This window comes from Hymenobacter oligotrophus (assembly GCF_003574965.1).
GTDB lineage: Bacteria > Bacteroidota > Bacteroidia > Cytophagales > Hymenobacteraceae > Solirubrum > Solirubrum oligotrophum.
Map to the genome: position 1 here is coordinate 3,780,818 of NZ_CP032317.1, position 25,342 is coordinate 3,806,159.

General features: G+C 60.5%; 21 protein-coding genes. 15 read left to right on the forward strand and 6 right to left on the reverse strand.

The genetic code is table 11. The annotated features are described in order from the left end of the window. Positions 1-21 precede the first annotated feature (21 nt). On the reverse strand, positions 22-1,227 hold the full coding sequence (locus D3Y59_RS16310) for an anhydro-N-acetylmuramic acid kinase (protein ID WP_119446009.1): 1,206 nt from the start codon (positions 1,225-1,227) through the stop codon (positions 22-24). A 77-nt stretch (positions 1,228-1,304) separates the two neighbouring features. On the opposite strand from D3Y59_RS16310, the gene D3Y59_RS16315 reads away from it, so the two are divergent. Continuing rightward, positions 1,305-1,910 (forward strand): YdeI/OmpD-associated family protein, encoded by a 606-nt coding sequence (locus D3Y59_RS16315; RefSeq protein ID WP_119446010.1) that lies wholly within the window; start codon positions 1,305-1,307, stop codon positions 1,908-1,910. 73 nt (positions 1,911-1,983) lie between these two features. Here D3Y59_RS16315 and dnaK read toward each other — a convergent pair whose 3' ends face one another. Both dnaK and D3Y59_RS16325 read right to left on the reverse strand, forming a co-directional pair. Next, positions 1,984-3,846, reverse strand: a complete 1,863-nt coding sequence (gene dnaK, locus D3Y59_RS16320) for a molecular chaperone DnaK (protein ID WP_119446011.1) — start codon at positions 3,844-3,846, stop codon at positions 1,984-1,986. Positions 3,847-4,157: 311 nt separating this feature from the next. Further along, positions 4,158-6,524 (reverse strand): alpha-amylase family glycosyl hydrolase, encoded by a 2,367-nt coding sequence (locus D3Y59_RS16325; RefSeq protein WP_119446012.1) that lies wholly within the window; start codon positions 6,522-6,524, stop codon positions 4,158-4,160. 266 nt (positions 6,525-6,790) lie between these two features. Between D3Y59_RS16325 and D3Y59_RS16330 the strand changes: the two genes are divergently transcribed. Then, positions 6,791-7,630, forward strand: a complete 840-nt coding sequence (locus D3Y59_RS16330) for a murein L,D-transpeptidase catalytic domain family protein (RefSeq protein ID WP_119446013.1) — start codon at positions 6,791-6,793, stop codon at positions 7,628-7,630. A gap of 115 nt (positions 7,631-7,745) precedes the next feature. Here D3Y59_RS16330 and D3Y59_RS16335 read toward each other — a convergent pair whose 3' ends face one another. From D3Y59_RS16335 to D3Y59_RS16345, 3 genes are read right to left on the reverse strand one after another with little or no spacing between them, the layout of a single operon-like run. Then, the gene (locus tag D3Y59_RS16335; RefSeq protein ID WP_119446014.1) at positions 7,746-8,807 is read right to left on the reverse strand and encodes an Ldh family oxidoreductase; all 1,062 of its coding nucleotides are present in this window, start codon (positions 8,805-8,807) and stop codon (positions 7,746-7,748) included. Positions 8,808-8,867: 60 nt separating this feature from the next. Continuing rightward, positions 8,868-9,827: a Ppx/GppA phosphatase family protein gene (locus D3Y59_RS16340; RefSeq protein WP_240410404.1), complete on the reverse strand. Its 960-nt coding sequence runs from the start codon at positions 9,825-9,827 to the stop codon at positions 8,868-8,870. 54 nt (positions 9,828-9,881) lie between these two features. Then, positions 9,882-10,775: a class I SAM-dependent methyltransferase gene (locus D3Y59_RS16345; protein WP_119446015.1), complete on the reverse strand. Its 894-nt coding sequence runs from the start codon at positions 10,773-10,775 to the stop codon at positions 9,882-9,884. A gap of 97 nt (positions 10,776-10,872) precedes the next feature. Between D3Y59_RS16345 and D3Y59_RS16350 the strand changes: the two genes are divergently transcribed. From D3Y59_RS16350 to D3Y59_RS16405, 13 genes are all read left to right on the forward strand, one after another. Beyond that, positions 10,873-11,355, forward strand: a complete 483-nt coding sequence (locus D3Y59_RS16350) for a DinB family protein (protein ID WP_162910849.1) — start codon at positions 10,873-10,875, stop codon at positions 11,353-11,355. A gap of 15 nt (positions 11,356-11,370) precedes the next feature. Then, positions 11,371-12,159: a diaminopimelate epimerase gene (gene dapF / locus D3Y59_RS16355; RefSeq protein WP_119446017.1), complete on the forward strand. Its 789-nt coding sequence runs from the start codon at positions 11,371-11,373 to the stop codon at positions 12,157-12,159. Positions 12,160-12,162: 3 nt separating this feature from the next. Continuing rightward, positions 12,163-12,690 carry a GNAT family N-acetyltransferase gene (locus tag D3Y59_RS16360; protein ID WP_119446018.1) on the forward strand — a complete coding sequence of 176 codons (528 nt, stop codon included), beginning with the start codon at positions 12,163-12,165 and terminating at the stop codon, positions 12,688-12,690. Between the two features lie 181 nt (positions 12,691-12,871). Then, complete coding sequence (locus tag D3Y59_RS16365; protein WP_119446019.1) at positions 12,872-14,122, forward strand: glycosyltransferase family 1 protein; 1,251 nt, start codon at positions 12,872-12,874, stop codon at positions 14,120-14,122. Between the two features lie 78 nt (positions 14,123-14,200). Beyond that, positions 14,201-15,397 carry a UDP-galactopyranose mutase gene (glf, locus tag D3Y59_RS16370; RefSeq protein WP_119446020.1) on the forward strand — a complete coding sequence of 399 codons (1,197 nt, stop codon included), beginning with the start codon at positions 14,201-14,203 and terminating at the stop codon, positions 15,395-15,397. A gap of 75 nt (positions 15,398-15,472) precedes the next feature. Beyond that, positions 15,473-16,765 (forward strand): family 1 glycosylhydrolase, encoded by a 1,293-nt coding sequence (locus tag D3Y59_RS18470; protein ID WP_205590844.1) that lies wholly within the window; start codon positions 15,473-15,475, stop codon positions 16,763-16,765. Between the two features lie 3 nt (positions 16,766-16,768). Continuing rightward, positions 16,769-17,710 (forward strand): SDR family oxidoreductase, encoded by a 942-nt coding sequence (locus D3Y59_RS18475; protein WP_205590845.1) that lies wholly within the window; start codon positions 16,769-16,771, stop codon positions 17,708-17,710. A gap of 199 nt (positions 17,711-17,909) precedes the next feature. Then, positions 17,910-21,323: a preprotein translocase subunit SecA gene (secA, locus tag D3Y59_RS16380; RefSeq protein ID WP_119446517.1), complete on the forward strand. Its 3,414-nt coding sequence runs from the start codon at positions 17,910-17,912 to the stop codon at positions 21,321-21,323. A gap of 117 nt (positions 21,324-21,440) precedes the next feature. Next, entirely contained in the window at positions 21,441-22,139 is a 699-nt protein-coding gene (gene deoC, locus D3Y59_RS16385; RefSeq protein WP_205590846.1) for a deoxyribose-phosphate aldolase, read from the forward strand. Continuing rightward, positions 22,120-22,692 (forward strand): sporulation protein, encoded by a 573-nt coding sequence (locus D3Y59_RS16390; RefSeq protein ID WP_162910850.1) that lies wholly within the window; start codon positions 22,120-22,122, stop codon positions 22,690-22,692. The genes deoC and D3Y59_RS16390 overlap by 20 nt, the downstream gene beginning before the upstream one ends. Before the next feature lie 2 nt (positions 22,693-22,694). Then, positions 22,695-23,087, forward strand: a complete 393-nt coding sequence (locus tag D3Y59_RS16395) for a hypothetical protein (protein WP_119446022.1) — start codon at positions 22,695-22,697, stop codon at positions 23,085-23,087. A 57-nt stretch (positions 23,088-23,144) separates the two neighbouring features. Further along, on the forward strand, positions 23,145-24,335 hold the full coding sequence (locus D3Y59_RS16400) for a M20 metallopeptidase family protein (RefSeq protein WP_119446023.1): 1,191 nt from the start codon (positions 23,145-23,147) through the stop codon (positions 24,333-24,335). Positions 24,336-24,371: 36 nt separating this feature from the next. Continuing rightward, entirely contained in the window at positions 24,372-25,154 is a 783-nt protein-coding gene (locus D3Y59_RS16405) for a DUF2490 domain-containing protein (protein WP_119446024.1), read from the forward strand. Positions 25,155-25,342 lie beyond the last annotated feature (188 nt).

The window sequence follows — 25,342 nt, forward strand, 5'->3', positions numbered from 1 at the left end:
CTCAAACCAACAGCTGTGCAGCTAGCCAGGCAACGAAATTTTGCCCATGTGCACGGCTGGTACGCGCTGGCGGCCCGAACCCATAGCTACGCCGGAGCCAGCCAGCGCCTCGTTGGCCAGCACAGCAAACAGCACGGCTTCCTTGGCATCGGGGGCTACGCCTAGGTGCTGCGTATCGGCGAAGTGGCAGCGGGGCAGGCGCTGCCGGATGGCAGCCATAAGCGTGGGGTTGTGCATGCCGCCGCCGCTGGCGTACACTGCCGCCGCGGGCTCAGGCCCAAAAGCCTGCTTAGCTGCTCGGGCAATGCCCTCGGCGCTGAGCTCGTTAAGCGTAGCCAGCAGATCGGTGGGGGAGAGGGTACTGGTACCGCTGCGCTGTTGCGCCGCCCGCACGTAGGCCGGGTTAAACAACTCTGGGCCGGTGGTTTTGGGCAGTTCAGCAGCGAAAAACGGATGATCGAGCAAAGCTTGAAGCAGCGCAGCGTTGCTGGTGCCGGCGGCAGCGAATTGGCCATCGGGGTCGTAGCTGTGCTCGGGAAACAGCTCGCGCACGAAAGCATCGAGCAAGGTATTGCCCGGGCCCACATCGGTGCTGAACACGGCCGCGGCATCAAGCGAAGCCGGCAGGTAAGTGAAGTTGGCAATGCCCCCTAGGTTCAGCAGCAGCCGATCTTCAGATGAGCTAGAGAAGAGCAAATAATCGCCGTACACGGCCAAGGGTGCGCCCTCGCCACCGGCGGCCACATGCTTCTGCCGAAAATCGCTGAGCGTGATGATGCCCGTGCGCACGGCTACGTGGTCGCCGTCGGCGAGCTGTAGGGTGGCGTTGTGCGGGTACTCCGGGCGCTGGTGTTGATGCTCGGGCGCATGGTATACGGTTTGGCCGTGGCTGGCTACGGCGTCTACTTCGGTAGGGCTAATGCCCCAGCTGTGTAAGCACTCGAGCACCAACTGGCCATGCAGCGTGCCCAGCCAGGCGTTCAGCAAGGTAAGTTCTTCTAGCTGCACCTCGGCCCGGGCAAATACCCGGCGTATGCGTGTGCGCACGTCGTCGGGGTAAGGTACGGTGGCAAACTGCTCCAGCGTGAGGCGCGTGGCCGGGCCGCTGCCCTCGAGCCGGCACAAAGCCACGTCGAGGCCATCGAGCGAAGTACCCGACATGAGGCCGATGATGCGGCGGCTGGGTTGCTGGGCAATTTGGCAGAGGCGAGTGAGGTGCGGGTTCATGCGGCTAATGTACTGCACCTACGAACACGCCACGCCTGGCGGAGTTGTAGCTTAGCAACACACATTGCTGCGTAGTTATGGCCAAAGCAGACCTCGCAACCCTAGGTGAAGTGTATGCCGCCAACCGACAGGAATGGCGGCAGTGGCTAACCCAAAACCACGCCGCGGCCGCCGGGGTGTGGCTGGTATACTACAAGAAAGCGAGCGGACGACCCAGCATTAGCTGGGCCGAAGCAGTGGAGGAAGCGTTGTGTTTTGGTTGGATTGACTCCAAAGCCAATACCATTGACGAGCACCGCTACAAACAAGTGTTTACGCCGCGCAAACCGCGCAGCGTGTGGTCGAAAATCAACAAGCAGTACATCGAGCGGCTAATTGCTGATGGGCTGATGCATCCGGCAGGGCTGCGAGCCATAGAAGTAGCAAAGCAAAACGGCAGCTGGACGGCCATCGACTCGGCCGAGAACCTCGAAGTGCCAACCGATCTGGCCGAGGCGCTGGCAGCCAATCAAGCGGCTCGTCGCAATTTCGACACTTTCAGCCCCAGCAACCGCAAACAACTGCTGCAATGGCTGCTCAGTGCCAAACGCCCCGAAACGCGGGCGCGCCGCGTGGCGGAAGCCGTACAGATGGCTGCTGCCAACCAAACGCTGGTGCAAGCCCAGGCGCAGCGGCGGCTATAGCCTGCTCAAAAACACCGCGGCACCGCAACAGGAGCGTTGCGGTGCCGCGGCTAAAGGAGAAGTTACCGTTGGGCTAGATGATCTTCTTGCCCGACATGGCCTGCTTGATGCTGATTTGCATTACGCGTTCGGCGAAGGGGCGGGTAAGCTCTTCCAGGTCGTCAACGGCGCGGTAAATGGCGTCTTTGTCGCCCGAACCAAGTACGCTGCGCAAAGCATCGGCTTTCTGGCGCGTCTGGCTGATTTCCTCCTCGGTGAGGTGCTGGCCGTTGTTGTGCACAAACCGATCGACCTGATACAGCATTTGCTCGGCGGCGGTGCGGGCTTCGATAACCATGCGCGCGGCTACGTCGTCCTTGGCGTGCATCAGCGAGTCCATAAGCATTTGCTCTACTTGGTCGTCGGTGAGACCGTACTGGGGCTTTACCTCGATGCTTTGCTGGATGCCGGAACGCAGCTCGATGGCCTCCACTTTCAGAATGCCGTCGGCGTTCAGGATAAAATTTACGTCGATTTTGGGCAAGCCGGCGGGCATCGCCGGAATGCCGCGCAGGTCGAACTCGGCCAGCTTGCGGTTTTCGCGCACCAAATCACGCTCGCCCTGAAACACCGAAATCTTCATGTTCACCTGCCCGTCGACGGAGGTGGTGTACTGGCGGCCGGCTTTCGTTGGGATTTTGGAATTGCGCGGAATGATGGGGTCCATCAGCCCGCCCATGGTTTCGATACCTAGGGTGAGCGGAGTTACATCGAGCAGCAGAATATCGCGGCGGTTGCCAGCCAAGATGTCGGCCTGAATGGCGGCACCTAGGGCTACTACCTCGTCGGGGTTGAGCGAGCTGTTGGCTTGCTGCCCGAAGAACTCCGACACGCTGTCGAACACCAGCGGAACGCGCGTAGAGCCGCCCACCAGCAACACGGCATCGAGCTTATCGGCCGTGAGTTTGGCATCGGCCAGGGCCTGGCGGCACGAGTCGATGGTGCGCGCCACCAGCGGCTGAATAAGTTGGTTGAACTCAGCGCGGGTAAGCGTCAGGTTTACCTCGCTGTTGAGGGCGGCGCCGAACACTTCTTCCTGGCTGAGGTGGCGCTTGGCTTGCTCGGCCATTAAGCGCAAGCGCTGTTTCAGCAGCGAATCTTGTTGCACGGCGCTCTGCAGCTCGTGGCGGTGCACCCAATGGTTTACCACCACGCGGTCGAAATCGTCGCCGCCTAGGTACGTGTCGCCGTTGGTGCTCAGCACTTCAAAAATGCCTTGGTGCAGGCTCAGGATGCTGATGTCGAAAGTGCCGCCGCCTAGGTCGTACACGGCCACGGTTTTCTCTTCCTCGGGCGAGAGACCAATGCCGTAGGCCAAGGCCGCCGCCGTGGGCTCGTTTACGATGCGCAGCACCTCCAGCCCGGCCAGGCGGCCTGCATCGCGCGTGGCTTGGCGCTGCGAGTCGTTGAAGTAAGCCGGTACGGTAATTACCGCCTTGTTAACGGGCGTTTTGAGCGAGTGCTCGGCGCGGGCACGCAGCTCTTTCAGGATTTCGGCCGATAGCTCGATGGGGGAGTAGAAGCGGTCTTGCACCCGAATCTTCACTAAGCCTTCGGCATCGTCGTCAATAACCTTATAGCCCAGCTCGCCGGCGTGGTTGCCTAGGTCGCGGTACGATTTGCCGAGCAGGCGCTTTACCGAGTAAATCGTGCGTTCGGGGTCGGTTTCGAGGTATCCTTTGGCGTCGTTGCCGACGATGGGCGCCGAGCCATCGGCCGGAAAATGCACCACCGACGGCACAATGGCACCGCGACCCATATCGTTGATGGCAATGGGTTGCCGCGACTCGGGGTGGATGTACGCAACGAGGCTATTGGTGGTACCTAGGTCGATGCCGACGATAATCTCCTCCTGCTGGAGGGCGCCGGTCGTTAGGTTGATGGAAACTTTGGCCATAGGAGTGCTCAAGAACGCAGCTCAGCTAAAGGAGCTGAAGCGCCGGGGGCGCAAAAGTACAACGGAAAAGCCCGCGGGGCAGGGCCGCACGGCTCCGCGCGTTTGCAAAGGCTAACGGGGCACAACAAGGCAACATGGGCCGTGGTTGCAGCTAGGCCCTAGGTGCCTGGATTGTTACGGCGCCTGGGCACCTAGGGCTATGGCCGGGCTACGGCAGCAAGCAGAAACGGTACTGGCACTACGTGCAACAGGGCAACAAAAAGCCCCAACCGTGCCGGTTGGGGCTTTTTTATTAATGAAGCTGAACGCAGTTACTTCACCACCAGCTTACGCGTCAGGTTCAGCTCGGGCACCGTAATGGTGTACAAGCCGCCGGGCAGCTGCTTGGCGGGCAGCACACGGGTAGTGTTGGAGCCGGGGTACAATTTCTGGGTTTGCTGGTGCACGAGGCGGCCGGTTACGTCGAGCACGCGCAGGTTCACGTCTTGCTCGGTGCCGGTGGTCATCGTCACCTCAATGTGGTCGGCGGCAGCCGGGTTGGGGTAAATCTCCAGGTTGTTGGCCAGGGCCGGAGCGGCTTCGGGGGCGCCTGCCGTGCCGCGGGCCGCCGTAGCCGTGTTAATGGTGGCCGGCGCCGTGTACGTTACCTTGATGAACGCCTTCTGAGCGGGGTTGGTAGTAGCGTTCTGGCGGGCCCGGATGGTTAGCCAACCATCGGCCGTGGGCGTGTAGGTGCCGGTGAGCGTACCGGTGCCCGAGCGGCTGCTTACCAGCGTACCGGCCGAGTTGTAAATGCCCGCTACCAGCGAGTAGGCTCCGTTGGCAGGGTACAGCGTGTACGTCACGGTTTTGTTGGCGCCTACGTAAATGCGGCCGGCTGTGCGCCATGCCGTAGAGCCAGCGGGCAGTTGACCGCCTTGGCCCAGCGAGCGGCTGTCACGGTCGCCTAGGTCGTCGGCCAGTTCCCACTCGTGGGTGGTAGCCAGAGCAGGGCGCGAGTAACCGGTGGTAGCGTTTACCGGGGCCCACACCGAGTAGCCGCGGCGGCCACCTGCCGCCGTGCCGTTGCAAGGCGGCGTATTGATAGCAACGGTTTGCGAAGCACTTACCGTAACGGTGGCCGTGCCGTTGGCGCCCGAGTAATCCTTCAGCACCGTGCCGGGGGCAAAATCGCACGATACTGTGTTGTTCTGCCAGGCCGAGAAGTTGTCGTTGATGCCGATGATGGCTTTGGTGCTGCGCTCAATCACCAAGTGGTCTTGCGCCTGCCAACGCACCTTGTATGCCCCATCCTTGAAGCGCAGGTTCTGGTGGCACCAAATCAGATTTTCGAGGTCGGAGCGGGTGGGCAGGTCGGTGGTGCTGGTGGGGCGGTGCGAGTAGCGCTTGCCCGTGCCGCCCACGTTAAACAGGTCCTCGAAGAAAATTTGGGGCGAACCGTCGAGGGCCAAAGCTGCGGCGTACGTGGCCGACAAGCGCGGGTCGAACGGATCGATGTGCGGGGCCAGCTCCGAGCCGGTGTTCCAACCCGTGTAATTACCCGTCGAGCCTACTTGTGGCCGGAAGGTGTCGTGGTTGTTTACGAAGGGCACGGTGCGGTGCACGTACTTGCCGCCTTGGTACACCACGCGGCGGCCCTGCTGGTAGCCCGGCAGCGAGCCAATGTTAAAGTTGCCGCCGCCGCTCACAATGCTGTAGAGGCCATCGCGCAGCGAGAAATCGAAGGTGCCGGCGCGGTCTTGCACATCGGTGCACCATTGGTCGAGCTGTGCCGAGCCGCCTACCCATTCGCCCACGGCAAACATGGTAGCCCCGCCGTTGGCCCACCCGGCGTTGGCTTGCAGGTTGTACAGGAAGTCTTCGGTAGCGAAAGCCGGGAAATGCTTCACGGCATCCAGGCGCACGCCATCAAAGCCCACCTGCTTCTTGTACCAAATCATCCAGTTGCGCGCCTGGGTGCGCATGTAATCGGCGCTTTGGGCGGGGTTGAAGGTGGCGTTGGAGCTTTGCCCGTACGAACCGTTGTAAAAGCTCACATCGGGCCCAAAGTACACGGCGTTCAGGTCGCCGGAAGTCGAGTTGTTGCCGGGGTTGGGGTTGAAGTTCTGCCAGTTTTTGGGCCAACGGCCCGAGCGCGCCAAGTAGTTGGCCGCGTCCTCGCTCGTGGCCGGCGAGTTGTACGAAACGTAACGGAAGTTTTTGTACTTACTGGTGGTGTAGTCTTCCCAAGCGGCAGGGTCTTGGCCGCCGGCGCCCGTGCTCGAGCCGGCTCCGTCAACGTGGTTCAGCACCACATCCTGCACTACCTCAATGCCGTTGGCGTGCAACACGGCTACCATGCGCAGGAGTTCGTCTTTGGTGCCCATGCGCGTGGCCACAAAACCCTTCTGGTACTTGTCGCCTAGGTCGTAGTGGTCGAAGGGGGAGTAACCGTTGCCCTGGTTGCCGTTCTTGATAGTAGGCGGAATCCAGACGGCGTCCACGCCCATGGCTTTCAGGCGCGGGGCTAGCTCGGCCAGGTAGTTGGCCCAGCCGTTGGGGTAGTTAGAATTCCAGTAGTCCCACCAGAAGCCTTGCAGGACAACTTTTTGAGCTTGTGCTGGTTGGCCCGCCAACAGGGCAAAGCCAACCGTAAGCAGCGCCCCCAAGCGGGAGGCCGCGCGCCACACTTTCAGCATGTGAGTAGAGGTGTTTTGGGAATGGAGAATGATTAAATAGAACTGGACAAAACGAGGTTTTGCGGGGCGAAAGTTGCGTAATACTTTTAGATTAAGCAAACGATTGCGGCCGGTTTAAGAAACCGTTTGCGGAACCTGCGAGCATAGTGCTTTGGAATTATTACCGCCGCCGCCCTGTTTAAAATTCGTCGCAGCCTACTTCAAACCGGCTGCGTATAATCAGTACTAGTAAAGCCCAAGCCAGCTCCGCCGCAGCATCTATTCTTATGGAAAAGCAAAGTGTCGTACACCGTTTGCGTTTGAAGGTAAAGGCCCGCCGCGCTGTGCGCCGTGCCTTGCCCTTTGTGGCTTCGCTGTTTTTGGCCACTCCGCTGGCTGCGCCGGTTACCACCACGGCCGCGCGCACCCAGAGCACGTCGGCTACGGCGCCCGTGAAGCGCGCCTTGGCCAAGGTGATGTTTGCGCAGGGCACGCGCCAGGTGTACAACGAGTTAAAGCTTAGCGAAAAAGGTTTGAGCTTCGACGTGTTCGAGAAAGCCTACACGGGCTACATGAACCTGCGCATCCAAGGCAAGCTGAACGACCAGCGGCAACTGCTCACGGTAGTCGACTTCAACCTGCCTTCCACCGAAAAGCGCTTATGGGTGCTCGACTTGGAGCAGAAAACGGTGCTGTTCAACACGCTGGTGGCCCACGGGCACAACTCCGGCGAAAACATGGCTACCAACTTCTCGAACCAAAACGAGTCGAACATGAGTAGCCTGGGCTTTTACGTTACCGACACCGAGTACTACGGCAAGCACGGTCGTTCGCTTAAGCTCGACGGCGTTGATCAAGGCTACAACGACAACGCCCGCGACCGGGCCGTGGTAATGCACGGAGCCGATTACGTGAGCGAAGATTTTATCCGGCAGTTTGGTCGCCTGGGCCGCAGCCTTGGCTGCCCGGCTTTGCCCATGGACCAATATGCCCAAATTATCGACGCGGTAGGCGGGGGCACGTGCTTGTTCCTGAACGGCAACTCGCCCGATTACCAATCGCAGTACCTCAACACCGACTTGGCCGCCAGCGCATTTGCAGCCGCCGACCTAGGCGAGTCCGTATAAATGGCTAGTTGGGTTGGCACTGGCCTGCCCAATTACGTGGAGGATTGGAGGGGAAAGAAAAGGCGCATGCGGCAACTGCCGCATGCGCCTTTTCGATTTTTGGCCCAGGGGATGCTTATAGCTTCACCCCAAACTTTTCGCCCAAGCCGGTGAGGTCGTCGACCACTTTTTGCAGCAGCGGAATACCCTCGGTTAGGCGTCGCTCCGTCATGCGGCGCTCCGGGTCGCCGGGGATGAGCACTTGCTGATTGGGCACTGCTTTGGCTCCGCGGAACGTTTCGATCCAGTTATCCATGTGCACCTTAAACTCGGCGGCCGGGCGGAAAGCATCTACGCGCATAACCCCGAAGAAATGCCCGATGCCTTGGCCCACCGGGTCGGCGGGCGGCTGCAGAAACGCTACAAAGGGCGGCACCCACGGCCCGTAATTGGCTCCGGATAGCACCGCCGACAGGATATCAACCGTGGCACCTAGGCCGTAGCCTTTGTGCGAGCCGGTTTCGCCGCCCAGCGGAATGAGCGCGCCGCCATTGCGGGTTTCGGTAGGGTTGGTGCTGGCGTTGCCGTCGCGGTCTTGTATCCAACCGGCTGGGGCAGGCAGGCCTTTGCGCTCCAGAATTTCCATTTTGCCCTGCGCGGCCGTGGTGGTGGCCATATCGAGCACAAAAGGCGGCTGCTCGCCGGCTGGTACAGCCACCGAAATAGGGTTGGTGCCTAGCAGGCGCTCGAGCGAGTAGGTGGGCGCTACCAAAGGCGAGGCATTGGTCAGGGCAATGCCAATCATGTCGTGCGGTAGCGCCAGCATGGCGTGGTAACCGGCAATGCCAAAGTGGTTGGAGTTGCGCACGGCTACCCACCCCGTGCCGGCTACCTGGGCCTTTTCAATAGCCAGGCGCATAGCCCTAGGTGCCACCACCAGGCCCAGGCCGGCATCACCATCAATCACGGCGGTGCTTGGGGTTTCGTGCACCACGCCAATGCGCGGCGTAGCGTTGATGCGCTTGGCCTCCCAAAGGCGCACGTAGCCGCTCAGGCGCGCCACGCCGTGCGAGTCGACGCCGCGCAAATCGGCAGACAGCAGGGTTTCGGTAGCTTGGCGGGCATCGTCGGGCGAGCAGCCCATGGCGCGGAACACGCCCTCGGCAAAATTGAACAGGCGGGTGTACTCGAAAGTCACGCGGAAAGCGAAAGAGTGGGGGAAGATGATGTGGCGCTGCCCTAGGTGCAGCGAGCGGTGCTAAGCGCGCGGGGCGTGCAGCATTTCGTACAGCAGGCCTTCTTTCAGTGCGTAAGCCGAAGCCGTGATGTGCGGCAGGCGGCAGGTTTTCAACACAAAGTCGATGAGCACGCAGGCCACCACAATCATGTCGGCGCGCAGGGGCGTCATGCCGGGCAGTTGCAGGCGCTCGGCGTGCGTTAGCGCAAGCAACTGGTTGTAGCTGTGGTAAAAACTATCGAGCGAAATGGCACGGGCCGCGGGCTGGTGCGCGTAGTCCTCGCCGCTGCGGGCCGCCTGCATACCACCTAGGGTATCGAAAGTGCCCGAAGCGCCGATGAGGCTAACCGGCCGGAAGTGCTCGGCCGCGGCCAGCATGGGGGCCAGCGCGGTGTGCAAAAATTGGTGTTCGGCCTGCACATCGGCGGGGTGCATGGGGTCGTGCCGGAAAAACTGATCGAGCAGCCGTTGCGCGCCAATCTCGAAGCTGTGCTTCCAGAAAATGGTATCGGCGTTGGCAATTATGAACTCCACGGAGCCGCCGCCAATGTCCATCATCAGGTGCGGCTCGGCACCTAGGCATACGGCCCGCCGAATGCCTAGGCAAATCAGCTCGGCCTCGCGGGCGCCGGGTATCACCTCCACCCGAATGCCGGTTTGCTCGAAGATATCCTGCACCAGCTCGGGGCCGTTGCGCGCCACCCGAACGGCACTAGTAGCGGTAGCGCGTACATCGGCAACCTGGTGCAGCTCCATTTCCTCCTGAAACGCTTGCAGCGTGTGCAGGGCCCGCTGGTACGCCGCCGGGGCAATCTCGCCCTGGCTGATACCGCCCTCGCCCAACTTTACGCCCACTTTGGTGCGCAGCAGCACGGTTGGCTCGCCCGCGGCCGGGTGCTGCGGCAGCTCCACAATGAGCAAGTGAAACGTGTTAGTGCCCATGTCAATCAGGGCCAAGCGCTGGTGTGGTTTGTGTGACACTGGAAAGGCAATTACGTGACACGCTACTGGGGCGCAGCAGCTATTGGTTACCTCTTAATTGGCAAAGCGGCAGAAAGTACCTAGGGGCAGCTTACGCAAGCCTTGGTCCTGCAGGTATATCTCGCCGATTTCGCGCTGCTTGCCAAAGGGCGCGTAAATGGTCTCCATCAGGTTGTCCAGAATCAGCGCCGAGAAGCCGATGGAGTAGAGGTTGATGACGTAGAAGTGGTCTTCGGGGTCGAGCAGCTCGCGGCACAGCTTCAGCATCTCGTTTAGTTGGTCTTCGAGCTGCCACTTTTCGCCGTTCGGGCCGCGGCCGTAGGCGGGCGGGTCGAGGATCAGGCCTTGGTACTTGTTGCCGCGTTTTACTTCGCGCTGCACGTACTTAAAAGCGTCTTCCACCAGCCACCGCACGCCGTCGAGGTTGGAGGCCTCCATGTTGTCGCGGGCCCAGAAGTTCACTTGTTTTACCGAGTCGAGGTGCGTTACGTCGGCGCCGGCGGCACGGGCGGCCAGGGTAGCGCCGCCGGTATAAGCAAACATGTTCAGCACCCGCGGCTTGGCGGCGCGGCGCTTTTGGGTTTGCTCGTAGATGAACTGCCAGTTCGGGTCTTGCTCCGGAAACAGGCCCACGTGCTTAAACGACGACAGCCCTAGGCGGAAACGCAGCTTCAGGCCATCGGGCCGCTCGTAGCTGATTACCCACTGCTCGGCCATGCCGGGCTTTAGCTTCCACTGGCCGCGCTCGGTAGCGGCGTTGGCGCCTTTTTCGCGGGTGAAGGTGGCGTGGGCGCGCTGCCATTCGCTGGCGGGCAGGTGCGGGTCCCACACGGCCTGGGGCTCGGGGCGGCTCAGCACGTAGCGCCCAAAGCGCTCCAGCTTTTGAAAGTTGCCGCTGTCAATCAGCTCGTAGTCGGGCCAGGGACTGGTGGTCAGGAATGAGTACATGCGCTACCTTTGATATACCCCGCAAGCGGGCCGGCAAAGGTACGCTTCTTGATTACAAGCCGGCACCGAACAGAGTACCAACCTGTACGTGCAATCCATGAGCGAAGTCCAGCGCATCATCGACCAACTACAACGCGCCTTCGACGGCGACGCGTGGTCGGGCCCGTCGCTGCAGGCCACTTTGCTAGGTGTTTCGGCTGCCCAAGCGGCTATGCACCCGTTGCTGCAAGCGCACAGTATTTGGGAGTTGGTGCTGCACCTCACCACCTGGTCCGACACGGTGCGCCAGCGCATCGAGCAGCGCCAAAACGTACCACCCGCAGCCGCCGATTGGCCCGTTGCGCCAGCTGTCCCCAGCGAGGCTGCTTGGCAACAAGCAAACCACGAACTTTGCCTAGCGCACGAGCGGTTAGTGGCCCTGCTTCGCACATTGCCCGATGCCGACCTAGAGCAGGTGCTTGGTACGGCGCGCGACCGGGCCGATGGTTCGGGCGTTTCGATTTACGTATTGTTGCACGGCACCGCGCAGCACTACTTGTACCACGCGGGCCAAATTGCGCTGCTCCGCAAGCTTCTCTGATTTTACCTTTTCGTCATGCGTTTTCACAAATACCAAGGCACCGGCAACGACTTCGTCATGATCGACGACCGGCAGCGTACCTTTCCGGCCGCCGACAACGCCTTGGTACGTCGCCTCTGCGACCGGCGCCGCGGCATCGGGGCCGATGGCCTCATTCTGCTGCGCACCCTGCCCGAATACGACTTCGAAATGGTGTACTACAACGCCGATGGCTATGTGGGCTCGATGTGCGGAAACGGCGGCCGATGCACCGTGGCCTTCGCGCATCGCCTAGGTGTCATTCAAAGCCAGGCCAATTTCCTGGCTGCCGACGGCCCGCACGAAGCCAGCATCGACGACAACGGCACTGTGCGCCTGCGCATGATTGATGTGGCCGGCCAGCAGGACACTCCCGATGGCGTATTTCTGAATACCGGCTCGCCGCACGTCGTTCGTTTTTTGCCCAACAGCACGCTGGCCGAGTACAACGTGTACGCCGAAGGCCGCGCCGTGCGCTTTGGCGATGCATTCCGGGAACGGGGTGGCACCAACGTCAACTTCGTAGAAGCGCCCGTAATCGAGGGCCAGCCTTGGCAAGTGCGCACCTACGAGCGCGGCGTAGAGGACGAAACGTACTCGTGCGGCACCGGCGTAACGGCCGTGGCCTTGGCTGCGGCGCGGCGCGGTGCCGTAAGCCCCGTGCCGCTGCGCACCATCGGCGGCGATTTGTCGGTGTCGTTCGAGCTGCACCCCGATGGCACGTTTACCAACGTGTACCTCAACGGCCCAGCCGAGTTTGTATTCGAAGGCGATATTGCACTATAGCCGATGCTGCGCTCCGATACGGTCTATTTACGGGCCCTCGAAGCCAACGACCTAGGATTTCTTTACGATATCGAGAACGACGCAAGCGTGTGGGGCCAAGCCAGCGACACGCTCACGCCGATTTCGCGCCACAGCTTGCGGCAGTATTTGAACAATGCCGCGGCCGATTTTTACGAAGTGCGCCAGTTGCGCTTGGTGATTTGCACAAACGCCGCCGACGAGGCTGTTGGTACTGTCGATCTGTTCAACTTCGATCCGCACCATAGGCGCGCGGCCGTGGGCATCATGGTGGCGGCTACCCACCGCCGCCGCGGCTATGCCGCCGAGGCCCTGCAATTGCTGCTGAAATACGCCCGCCACACTTTGCACTTGCACCAAGTGTATTGCACGGTGGCGGCCAACAACACGGCCAGTTTGCTCTTGTTTAAGACCGCTGCATTTCGGCGGGTTGGGGTTAGGTACCAGTGGCTTGTGCACGAGAACGGGTGGCAAGACGCCGTAGAAATGCAACGATTGTTAGCGGACCACTAGGTCCGCTTTTTTTTGTCCGTGGAGTTGCCGCATAGTGCAAGCTACTCCGGCTAGCATCCTTTTTCGGGCGGCTTGCGTATGCTCCTATGCCGCGCTTGGTGAGCGGGTTGTATTCTCACCGGGCCACCCGACTTCCCCACCACGCCGTTTCGCCAAAACACTTTTTGACGCCTCTATCCGCATGTCCTTACTCGATGCCACGACCCTCGCGTCGTCTAATGCTACCGAATCCGTTGCCAACCCTAACGCTGCCCAATCGACCGACATAGCCACCACTACCAACCAGAGCGCCGAAACCAATCAACTACCCGACTTGGTGTGTTTTGCCCACTTGCATTGGGATTTTGTTTGGCAACGGCCCCAGCACCTGCTTTCGCGCTTTGCAAAGCAAACGCGCGTGTTTTACGTGGAGGAGCCCTGCACTCACTGGGAAGACCACCAGATGGAGCCTTGGCTTGAGATTAAGGACCGCGAAGAAGGCCGCCTGAAAATTGTGGTGGTGCACCTGCCCGGCAACTGCGTGGATGCCGCCGCCGACGAAGTGCAGGCCCGTATCCTGACGGAGTACTTCGAAAAGGAAAACGTTAAGGATTTTATTGCCTGGTACTACTCGCCCATGTTCCTGGCCAAGTCGCGCCAGCTGAAGCCGGCCCTCACCATCTACGACTGCATGGATGAGCTGGCCAACTTCAAAGGTGCGCACCCCGAGCTACGCAGCCGCGAGCAAGAGCTGTTTCAAAAAGCGCAACTGGTCTTTACCGGCGGCCAAAGCTTGTACGAGGCCAAAACCAAGCAGCACCACAGCGCGCACGCTTTCCCGAGCAGCATCGACAAGGCTCACTTTGGGCAGGCCCGCAACGCCGACCTAGCCGAGCCCGCCGACCAAGCTGGCATTGCACACCCACGCGTTGGTTTCTTCGGCGTGGTTGATGAGCGCCTCGACATTGAGCTGCTGCGCGAGCTGGCGGCTGCCCACCCCGAGTGGCAATTTATCGTCATTGGGCCGGTGGTGAAAATTGAGGCAAGCGTGCTGCCGCAAGGCGCCAACATCCACTACCTAGGTGGCAAAGACTACAAACAGTTGCCCGCCTACCTCAAAGGCTGGGACGTAGCCACCCTGCTCTTCGCCGACAACGAAAGCACCAAATTCATTTCGCCTACCAAAACTCCCGAATACCTCGCTGCGGGCAAACCCGTAGTGAGCACTCCGATCCGCGACGTGGTGCGCCCCTACGGCGAACTAGGCCTGGTGCACATCGCCGCCGATGCCCCCAAATTCGGCAAGGCCATCGAAATGGCCTTGGACGAAGCAGACGACGCTGCTTGGCTGCAGCGCGTAGATGATTACCTGGCCACGATTTCGTGGGACCAGACCTGGCAGCAGATGGTGAACCTGATGCAAGCCGAACTACGGCGCGTAGCCGCCCGCTAACATTTTCCGTACACGGTACACGCGAACGGTTCATTCATCCTACTTCATAACCAATTCACCACCTGCACCTTCTGAGCTATGTTTGATTATCTGATCGTAGGAGCCGGTTTTGCCGGCAGCGTGCTGGCCGAGCGTCTGGCTACCCGGTCCAACAAAAAAATCCTGATCATCGATAAGCGAAACCACATCGGTGGCAACGCCTACGACCACTACAACGAGGAAGGCGTGATGGTGCACAAGTACGGCCCGCACATCTTCCACACCAACTCCAAGGAGGTATTTGAGTACCTCTCCAATTTCACCGACTGGCGCCCCTACGAGCACTGGGTGCTGGCTTCGGTCGACGGCCAACACGTGCCGATTCCGATTAACCTCGACACCATCAACAAGCTGTACGGCACCAACATGACCAGCTTTGAGGTGGATGCGTTTTTCGAGTCGCAGGCCGAAGAGGTGCCCGTGATTCGCACATCGGAAGATGTAGTGGTAAGCAAAGTGGGCCGCGAGTTGTACGAGAAATTCTTCCGCAACTACACCCGCAAGCAATGGGGGCTCGACCCCTCGGAGCTTGATAAATCGGTGACCTCGCGCGTGCCCACCCGCACCAACCGCGACCGGCGCTACTTCACCGATACTTACCAAGCCATGCCTCTGCACGGCTACACCAAGATGTTCGAGAAGATGCTTGATCACCCGAACATCAAGATCATGCTCAACACCGACTACCACGACATCATCAACGTCATTCCGTTCAAGGAAATGATCTTCACGGGTCCGGTAGACGAGTACTTCGACTTCAAGTTTGGCAAGCTGCCGTACCGCTCGCTCGAGTTCAAGCACGAAACCTTGAACAAGGAGTGGCACCTAGAGGCGCCGGTGGTAAACTACCCCAACGAGCACCTGTACACGCGCATCACCGAGTTTAAGGCGCTTACGGGCCAGCAACACCCCAAAACGAGCATCGTGTACGAGTTTCCGCGTGCCGAAGGTGACCCGTACTACCCGATTCCGAAGCCCGAAAACGCCGAGCTGTACAACAAGTACAAGAAGCTCGCCGACGAAACGCCCAACGTGCATTTCGTAGGCCGCCTGGCTACTTACAAGTACTACAACATGGACCAAGTAGTAGCCCAGGCCCTGACGGTTTACAAGAAGCTCACCGAAAAAGAGAAAGAAGAAAAAGGCACGGCAAAACCCGCCAAACCGGCCATTACTGGTTCGGCTACGCTGATGGAGAAGCTTCTGCCCCGCGACCCGGACAAGAAAAAGGCCTAACCCTACCCCTCATTTGCGCCGACGTGTAGCTTCAGTTGCCGTGCTGCTACACGTCGCGCTTTTTACACCTATTGCATGGCAACTGTTGAACTGTGGGGCGGTGTGGAATGCACTGTCAACCGCGTCGGCGACGAGTTCTTCGACCAATTGGAGATGAGCGGGCACCGCGCCCGCCTCTCCGATTTGGAGCTGTTTGCCGAGCTCGGGATACGCAAGCTGCGCTATCCTGTGCTGTGGGAGTCGGTGGCTCCCGACGGCCTCAATACGCCCAATTGGCAATGGGCCGACGAACGCCTGCCGCGCCTGCGCGACCTAGGCATCGACCCGATTGTGGGGCTGGTGCACCACGGCAGCGGCCCTCGCTACACGGCGCTGCACGCCGATAATTTTGTGGCTGGCCTGGCCCGCTACGCCCGCATGGTAGCCGAGCGCTACCCTTGGGTAAACCACTACACCCCCGTAAACGAACCCCTCACAACGGCCCGCTTCAGCGGTTTGTACGGCCTGTGGTACCCCCACAGCACCGACGACCGCCTGTTCGTGCGCATGTTGCTGAACGAGGTATTGGGTACCCGCGCCGCCATGCTGGCCATCCGGGAGGTAAACCCTAAGGCCAAGCTGGTGCAAACCGAAGACCTAGGGAAAGTGCACAGCACGGGCCAGATGGCCTACCAGGCCGAGTTTGAAAACCACCGCCGCTGGCTCACCTTCGATTTGCTGTGCGGCCGCGTGGATGCTCATCATTACATGTGGCGCTTTCTGCGCGACAACGGCGCCCCCGAAGCCGAACTGCTCGACTTGGTGGCCAACCCGTTGCCGCCTGATATACTGGGCATCAACTACTACGTCACGAGCGAGCGGTTTCTCGACGACGAACGGCACCACTACCCCGAGCGCTGTTACAGCCGCAACCACCACGACGAGTACGCCGACATTGAGGCGGTACGCGTGCTGCCTTTGCAAATGGCCGGCATCAAGCAATTGCTGCGCGAGGCCTGGGAGCGGTACCAGCTACCCATTGCCATTACCGAGTCGCACCTGGGCTGCACCCGCGAGGAGCAGCTGCGCTGGCTGCTACAATCTTGGAACGAAGCTAACGCCCTGCGGCAGGAGGGGGCCAACATCCGGGCCGTTACGGTATGGTCGCTCCTAGGTGCTTTCGACTGGGACAGCCTGCTTACCCGCCGCGGCGGCAGCTACGAAAGCGGCGTGTTTGATGTGCGCAGCGGCCAGCCCCGGCCCACTGCTTTGTTTAAAATGGTGCAAAGCCTCGCCCGCTCGGGGCGCTACCAGCATCCGCTGCTGGCCAACGAGGGGTGGTGGCGGCGCCCAGATCGTTTTGTTTACCGCACTTCACCGATCGTTTGAGCTATGAGTCGTCAGCTATTCACTCCGGCTTCGCAGCCGCGTCAGCCCCTGCTTATCACCGGAGCCAACGGTACCTTAGGTAAAGCCTTTGCCCGGGTGTGTCAGATACGTGGCATCGACGCGGTGGCGCTTACCCGGCAGGAGCTGGACATAGCCGACCTAGGAAGCATCGAGCAGGCGCTAACGCGTTACAATCCCTGGGCGGTCATCAACACGGCCGGGTACGTACGCGTCGACGACGCCGAAACCGACGCCGAGCGCTGCTTTCGCGAAAACAGCACCGGCCCCGCCATGCTGGCCACTGTGTGCGCCGCCCACGGCGTGCAGCTGCTGACTTTTTCATCCGACTTGGTGTTCGACGGCTACAAAAACAACCCCTACGTGGAAAGCGACAAAGCCCGGCCGCTGAACGTGTATGGGCAAAGCAAGCAACGCGCCGAGCGGGAGGTGCTCAAGCTCATGAAAAGTGCGTTGGTAGTGCGTACTAGCGCCTTTTTCGGCCCCTGGGACGAGTACAACTTCGTGCACTTTGTGCTGCGTTCGGCCCGCGAAGGCACCGCATTTGAGGCTGCCAACGACGTGCAGATTGCGCCTACTTACGTGCCCTGCCTCGTCAACCACTCGCTCGATTTGCTTATTGACGAGGAGCGCGGCATTTGGCACTTGGCCAACCAAGGCTCGTGCACGTGGGCCGAACTGGCCTGTATGGCGGCCGAGCAAGCCGGTTACAATTCCGATTTTGTAGTAGGCCGGCCCATGGAGTCGTTTAACCTGCGCGCGGCCCGCCCCTTGCAAAGCGTGCTCAGCAGCGAGCAAGGCGTACTGCTGCCCCCCCTGGAGGCCTCGCTGCAGCAATACCTGCTCGATATTGGCCACGAGCCCAGCCACGATTTTGGCTTGCTTTCGGCGGGCTGCGCCGACAAAGGCACCAAAGTATCGGGCTAGGCTGGCCGCTGCCTAACCCACTGCCCAACTCCGGCGCACCCACCTGACAACTTAACGCCTTCGGCAAACCCTGCACTCTTTTTGAGGTTGCGGGGTTTGTCATTTCTAGGGCGCTCCTAGGTGCGGTTAAGGCTTTTCCATCAAACCGCTTATTTTTGAGGTGCGCCCCTGGCGTTTTCAGCAAATTCTTCTACCCAGCATGTTCGATTTTATCGGGAAGGCCGTCACGAAAGTCTTCGGCACCAAGTCGGAGCGAGACTTGAAAGGCATCATCCCTTACGTGGCGACCATCAACGCCGAATACGCCAAACTGGCAGGCATCTCCGATGACGAGCTGCGCGGCCAGACAGATCAGGTACGGGCCAGCATCAGCGAATACTTGAAGAATATCGACGGGCAGATTGCCGCTTTGCACCAGCGCATCGCCGACGAGCCTAACCTGGACATCCAGCAGAAGGAAACCGTATTCGAGCAAATTGATGCGCTGGAAAAGCAGCGTAACGCGCAGCTGGAAGAAGTGCTGCTGGAAGTGCTGCCGCAGGCTTTTGCCATTGTAAAAGAAACCGCGCGCCGCTACAAGGAAAACGGCCAGCTGGTGGTAACGGCCAACGACAAGGACCGCGAATACGCCCGCCGCGCGCCCAACGTAACCATCACCCCCGAGGGCAAAGCTGTGTGGGCCAACCGCTGGATGGCCGCCGGTGCCGAGGTGGTGTGGGACATGGTGCACTACGATGTGCAATTGATTGGTGGCGTGGTGCTGCACCAAGGCAAGATTGCCGAAATGGCCACCGGCGAAGGCAAAACGCTTGTTTCGACCTTGCCGGCGTTCCTCAACGCGCTGTCGAAGCGCGGCGTGCACCTAGTAACCGTAAACGACTACCTCGCCAAGCGCGACTCGGAGTGGAATGCGCCGCTGTTCGAATTCCACGGCATCACCGTGGACTGCATCGACAAGCACCAGCCCAACACCGATGCCCGCCGCCGCGCCTACGCTGCCGACATTACCTACGGCACCAACAACGAATTTGGCTTCGACTACCTGCGCGACAACATGGCGCGCGACCCGGAGGAGCTGGTGCAGCGCAAGCACCACTTCGCCATCGTCGACGAAGTTGACTCCGTACTGATCGACGACGCCCGTACGCCGCTCATCATTTCGGGCCCGGTGCCCAAAGGCGACGTGCACGAGTTTCTGGTGCTGAAGCCACGCATCCAGCGCCTCGTAGATGAGCAGCGCAAGCTGGTACAGCAGTACCTGCTCGATGCCAAACGCCTTGTTAAAGAAGGCAACGATGGCCCCAAAGAAGGGGAGGGCGGCCTGGCGCTGTTCCGCGCCTACCGTGGTCTGCCCAAAAGCAAACCGCTCATCAAGTTCTTGTCGGAAACCGGCAACCGTGCCATTCTGCAGAAGGTAGAAAACCACTACCTGCAGGACAACTCGCGCCAGATGCCGCAGGCCGACAAGCCGCTGTTCTTCACCATCGACGAGAAGAACAACCAGATTGAGCTGACGGAGCGCGGCATTGACCTGATTACCGGTCAGGGCGAAGATCCGCACTTCTTCATCATGCCCGACATCGGCACCGAGCTGGCGCAGATTGAGAACAACAAGGCCATAAGCGCCGACGAGCGCCTGCACCAGAAAGAGCATCTGATGCAGGACTACCAGGAGAAGTCGGAGCGCATCCACACCGTAAACCAGCTGCTGAAAGCCTACACCTTGTTCGAGCGCGATGACCAGTACATCGTGACCGAAGACCACAAGGTGAAGATTGTGGACGAGCAGACTGGCCGCGTAATGGAAGGCCGCCGCTACTCCGATGGCCTGCACCAGGCCATTGAGGCCAAGGAAAACGTGCGCATCGAAGACGCCACGCAGACCTACGCCACCGTAACGCTGCAGAACTACTTCCGCATGTACCACAAGCTGGGTGGCATGACGGGTACGGCCGAAACGGAAGCCGGCGAATTTTGGCAGATCTACAAGCTCGACGTGGTGGTAATCCCCACCAACCGCGGCATTGCTCGCAAAGACCAGCACGACAAGGTTTACAAAACCACGCGCGAGAAGTACAACGCCGTGGCCGAGGAAATTCAGGAGCTGGTGAAAGCCGGCCGCCCGGTGCTGGTGGGTACTACTTCGGTTGAAAACTCCGAAATCATCAGCCGCTTGCTGAAGCTGCGCAAGATTCCGCACCAGGTGCTGAACGCCAAGCAAAACCAGCGCGAAGCCGAGATTGTAGCCAACGCCGGATATCCTGGCACCGTTACCATCGCCACCAACATGGCCGGCCGTGGTACCGACATCAAGCTGAAAGAAACCTCGAAGGAGTCGGGTGGTCTGGCCATTATTGGTACGGAGCGCCACGAGTCTCGCCGCGTCGACCGCCAGCTGCGTGGCCGTGCCGGCCGCCAAGGCGACCCGGGTACGTCGCAGTTCTTCGTTTCGCTTGAAGACAACCTGATGCGCCTGTTTGGCTCCGACCGCATTGCCCGCCTCATGGACCGCATGGGCCTCGAGGAAGGCGAGGTGATTCAGCACTCGATGATTACCTCGTCGATTGAGCGCGCGCAGAAGAAGGTTGAGGAAAACAACTTCGGCATCCGGAAGCGCCTGCTCGAGTACGACGACGTGATGAACGCACAGCGCGAGGTGGTGTACCGCCGCCGCCGCAACGCCTTGTTCGGCGAGCGTTTGGAGCTCGACGTGTGGAACATGATCTACGACGTGTCGGAAGACATCGTGGCGGGCCACAAGATTTCGGGCGATTACGCCGACTTCCAGCTGGCCATCATCCGCGTGTTCGGCTACGACACGCACATTACGGCCGCCGAGTTTGCCGCCCAGCAGCCGGCCCAGCTCACGCAGCGCCTCTACGACGAAGCCCTAGGTTACTACCACTCGAAGAACGAGGTAATTGGCGAGTCGGCGCTGCCGCTCATCAACGACCTGATCGAGCAGAACGCTCCGTTCGAAAACATTGCCGTGCCGTTCTCCGATCAGCGCAAGCAAGTAACGGCCGTGGCCAACCTGCGCAAGGCGCAGGCCAGCAACGGCCAGGAGCTGATGCGCGCCATGGAGAAGGTGGTGGTGCTCTCGCTGATCGACGACGCCTGGACGCAGCACCTGCGCCAAATGGACGACCTGAAGCAGGTGGTACAGAACGCCGTGTACGAGCAAAAAGACCCGCTGCTGGTGTACAAGTTCGAATCGTTCGAGTTGTTCAAGCGCATGATCAGCAAGGTGAACGAGGAAACCGTAACCTTCCTGTTCCACGCCGATATTCCGGCTACGCAGGCCAGCGCTACGGCCGAGCCGGAAATCATGTTCGAGGAAGCAGTGGCCGCGCCCCGCGCCCCGCAGCCTCGCCTGAAAGCCGAGAAGGAAGTGTCGACGTCGTCGTTGGGTGCAGGCCCCGAGGACCTGGACCAAGCCCACGACCTAGGGCTGGAGCCGCTCGAAAAGCAGCAGCCCGTACGCTCGCAGAAGGTTGCCAACCGCAACGACAAAGTGAGCGTGCAGTACATGGACGGCCGCATCCTGCGCGACGTGAAGTTCAAGAGCGTGGAAGAAGACGTGCTGAACAACCGCGCGGTTATCATCGACTAACACGCTGGCTAACACAAGCCAAAACAAAACCGCCCCGGCCCTAGGTCGGGGCGGTTTTGTTTTAGGCCGGCAGCAATGCCAACGAGCCTACTCTACCAGCTTGCTTACCTTTGCGCCATGCTGACCTCCGATCAATTAGCCGCCCGCATCGACCACACCTTGCTCAAGCAGGACTGCACGCACGAGCAGATTCAGACCCTGTGCGCCGAAGCCCGCGAGCATGGCTTTGCCAGCGTGTGCGTGCCGCCGTACTTTGTGCCGGTTGCGGCCGAGGCATTGCTGGGCTCCAGCGTGGCGGTGTGCACGGTCATTGGGTTTCCGCTGGGTTACAGCACCACGGCCATTAAAGTGGCGGAAGCCACTGAGGCGCTTGCGATGGGCGCCATTGAGCTGGACATGGTGATGAACGTGGCGGCGCTGAAATCGGGCGCGGAGGCGGCCGTGCAGCACGACATCCGGGCGCTGGCCGAGCTGTGCCACGGCCACCAGGCCATTCTGAAGGTAATTATTGAAACGGCGGTGTTGTCGGACGAGGAAATTCGGCGGGCTTGCGACTTGTGCGCAACGGCTGGTGCGGATTTTGTAAAAACCTCGACGGGCTTTGCCAGCCGCGGGGCTTCGGTAGAAGATGTGCGCCTGATGCGCGACCAACTGCCGAGCAACATCCGTATTAAAGCTGCCGGTGGTATCCGCACGCATGCACAAGCCGTGGCGCTGGTGCTGGCCGGTGCCGACCGCCTAGGTGCTTCTGCCGGCGTGGCCTTGCTCACCCCTCCTCAGGACGACGACTCCGCCCATGAAACGTCTGCTTACTAACGTGCTGTCGATTACTGCTTTGCTTGCGCTGGTTAGCTGTGTCGCCTCGGGGCCGGCCGCTACCACTTCCGCTCCCGATTCGTCGCGTACTGCCTCGGCCCCGGCAACGGGCACGGCCGCCAAAGGCAAAACCAAAGCTGCGCCGGCCGACGACCTGAGCAAGTACCGCCCCAAGTTTACGCCGCCGCCTGCGCCCAAAGCCCTAGGCGCCAAGGCCTACGTGGCGCCTGCCAACCACGTGAACCCGCAAATCGACCAGCGACTGCGCGACCAGGCCTATACCAACCAGAACGTAAAGTACACCAGCGGCTGGCGCATACTGGCCTACGTAGGGCTGGAGCGCGACCAGGCCATGGCCATCCGGCGCTCGGTTATCAGCCGCTACCCCGACGAGACGGACTACGTCACGTTTAAGCAGCCCATTTACCGGCTGTTCATCGGCGACTACACCACCCGCCTCGATGCCGAGCGGGCCATGCTGCGCATCCGGCCGTTGGCGCCCAAGGCCGAGCTGCAGCCCACGCAAGTGCTCATCAACAAAACGCGCTTCTAGCCATGCCGCTTATCCGTCAGCTGCAGTGGGATGAGCTTGACCTTTTGCAAGGGTTGGAGGTAATACCCACCGAGTACGACGACGGTGCCGGCGTGCAGTACCGCGTGGAGAAGCAGGGTTTGGTGCTGCTCATCTCGCTGTGGCCGGCCACCGGCGTGGTAGATGTAACCCTGACGCACCCGGCCGCCGATGCCATTCTGCTCGATTTGCGCGTGGCTGTGCGCGGCACCGTGCGCTACAACAACGACAAGCGCGGCGAGTACCTCGAGTTTCCGGACTGCGTGCTGGTAAGCCGCCTAGGTTTAGGCGAAGAAGAAGCCGCCTTCAGCCCCAACTTAGCCGGCCGCTCCATGTTGGTAGCGGTGCGGCCGCACGTCAGCATCTTCTTCGAGTAAACCCTAGGTGCCGGGCTGCAGTAGCAGGGCAGGCAGCTGGGTTGTACCTTGCGGGTTATGCAGCAATTGCTTTCTCGCATTCAGGAACTAGCCGCCGCTCAGGCCACCGACGTGGTAGGGCTGCGCCACCATTTGCACGCTCATCCGGAGCTTTCTTTCGAAGAATACCAAACGGCCGCGTTCGTAGCCGACGAGCTGCGCAAGCTCGGCCTCGAGCCGCAACCGATTGCCAATACCGGCCTCGTGGCGCTTATCGAGGGCCGCAACCCCGGCCGCCGCACCGTGGCCCTGCGCGCCGACATGGACGCGCTGCCCATTCAGGAGCAAAACGATGTGCCGTACCGCTCGCAAAACCCCGGCGTGATGCACGCCTGCGGCCACGATGTGCACACCTCCTCGTTGCTGGGGGTGGCCCGCATTTTGGTGCAGCTCCGCGACGAGTTCGAGGGCACCGTAAAGCTCATGTTTCAGCCCGGCGAGGAGGTAGTGCCCGGCGGGGCATCCATCATGATTAAAGAAGGTGTGCTCGATAACCCCGCGCCGCAAACGGTGCTCGGGCAGCACGTGTTTCCGCAGCTACCGGCCGGCAAAGTGGGCATTCACGCGGGGCGCTACATGGCCTCGGCCGACGAGCTGTACCTGACCATCCGCGGCAAGGGCGGCCACGGCGCCATGCCCGACCTGAATATCGATACCGTGCTGGTAGCGGCCAACCTGATTGTGGCGGCTCAGCAGCTGGTAAGCCGCCGTGCCAACCCCAAGATTCCTTCGGTGCTGTCCTTCGGCAAAGTCATTGCCCAAGGCGCCACCAACGTCATCCCGAACGAAGTTTATATCGAAGGCACCTTCCGGACCATGGATGAGCAGTGGCGCGAGCAAGCTCACGTGCACCTGCGCCAGCTCTGCGAAGGTTTGGCCGCTTCGATGGGTGCAAGCTGCGAGTTGGAAATCCGCCGCGGCTATCCTTGCCTCGACAACGACGTGGACGTGACCCAACGGGTGCGCGCTGCCATGGTTGAGTACCTCGGCGAAGAAAATGTCGTTGACATTGATCAGTGGATGGCATCCGAGGACTTTGCTTTCTTCTCGCAGGCCGCGCCGTCGTGCTTTTACCGCTTGGGTACCCGCGCCCTCGACGGTCGGTACGCTGCTTCCGTACACACGCCTGTTTTCGACATCGAAGCCCACGCCCTCGCGGTAGGGCCCGGCCTGATGGCTTGGCTTGCCCTGAACGAGTTGCAGGCCTAGGTGCCGCGAGGCGTTGTTGCTACCAAGAGCAAACCGATGAGCGTAAAAAAAGTACTCTGCATAGTGGGGTTGTTGGTGCTGCCGGGCTTGGCCCTAGGTCAGCGGCGCATCAACAACCCCACGCAGCTGTGGCCCGAGCTGCAAGGCGAGCTGGCCCTGCAAAACAACGCGTATCTGTGGCTAAGCGCGCAAAACCAACGCGCCGCCGAAAGCCGCTACAACAACGGCACCTTCGACTATGTGCTGCTGCGTGCCGGCTACGAACGCTTTTGGAGCGAGCAGTGGAGCTGGGGCCTAACCGGCCGCTACGCCGCCACCTCGGCCGACGATAGTTTCACGCCCGAACTACTGCTGCGCCACCGCAGCCGCTTACTGGGGCTTACCCTAGGTCAGCGGCTAAGCCTGGAGTACGCTTTGCAAGGAGGGGCAGCTCGCAACCTGGGGGCCGCGCGCCTGCGCCTCGATGCCGAACGCATTATACCCGTTGGCAACATTGCATTGCGCCCCCGCGTGGCCTGGGAAGGTGGCCTAAACCTTCGGCTGCAGCCACCCGACGACCAGCCCGACGAACGGACGCTCGACCAAAGCCGGTTTCGGGCCGAAGTGGGTATTCGTGTATCCGACCACCTCGATTTGACGCCCTACTTCGCGCGGCAGACGGACTTCACCATCACGCAGTTTCAGTTCGACGCCGATGGCAATATCACCTCAGGCGGCCGCACCAACATCGTCACGCCTATTGTCGGGCTTGATGTGCGTTTTACCCTATTCCAAGGCAAGCAGTCCTTCGAGCGAATACAGTTGCCAACGCAACATTAATGACTTAATGTCATTAGCTGTTTCAAGCGAAAAAGCCTCTTTGATCTTTCTGGTATGGTTTACCAGCAACTAAGGTTACAAGGTCTAAAAAGATATAGTTAGTATTTAAGACATTTTGTCTGGTAAATGCGAGTGGTACGAAATTTACAATAGAGGAGGTGTCCAGCGCAATGCCGGACACCTTTCCA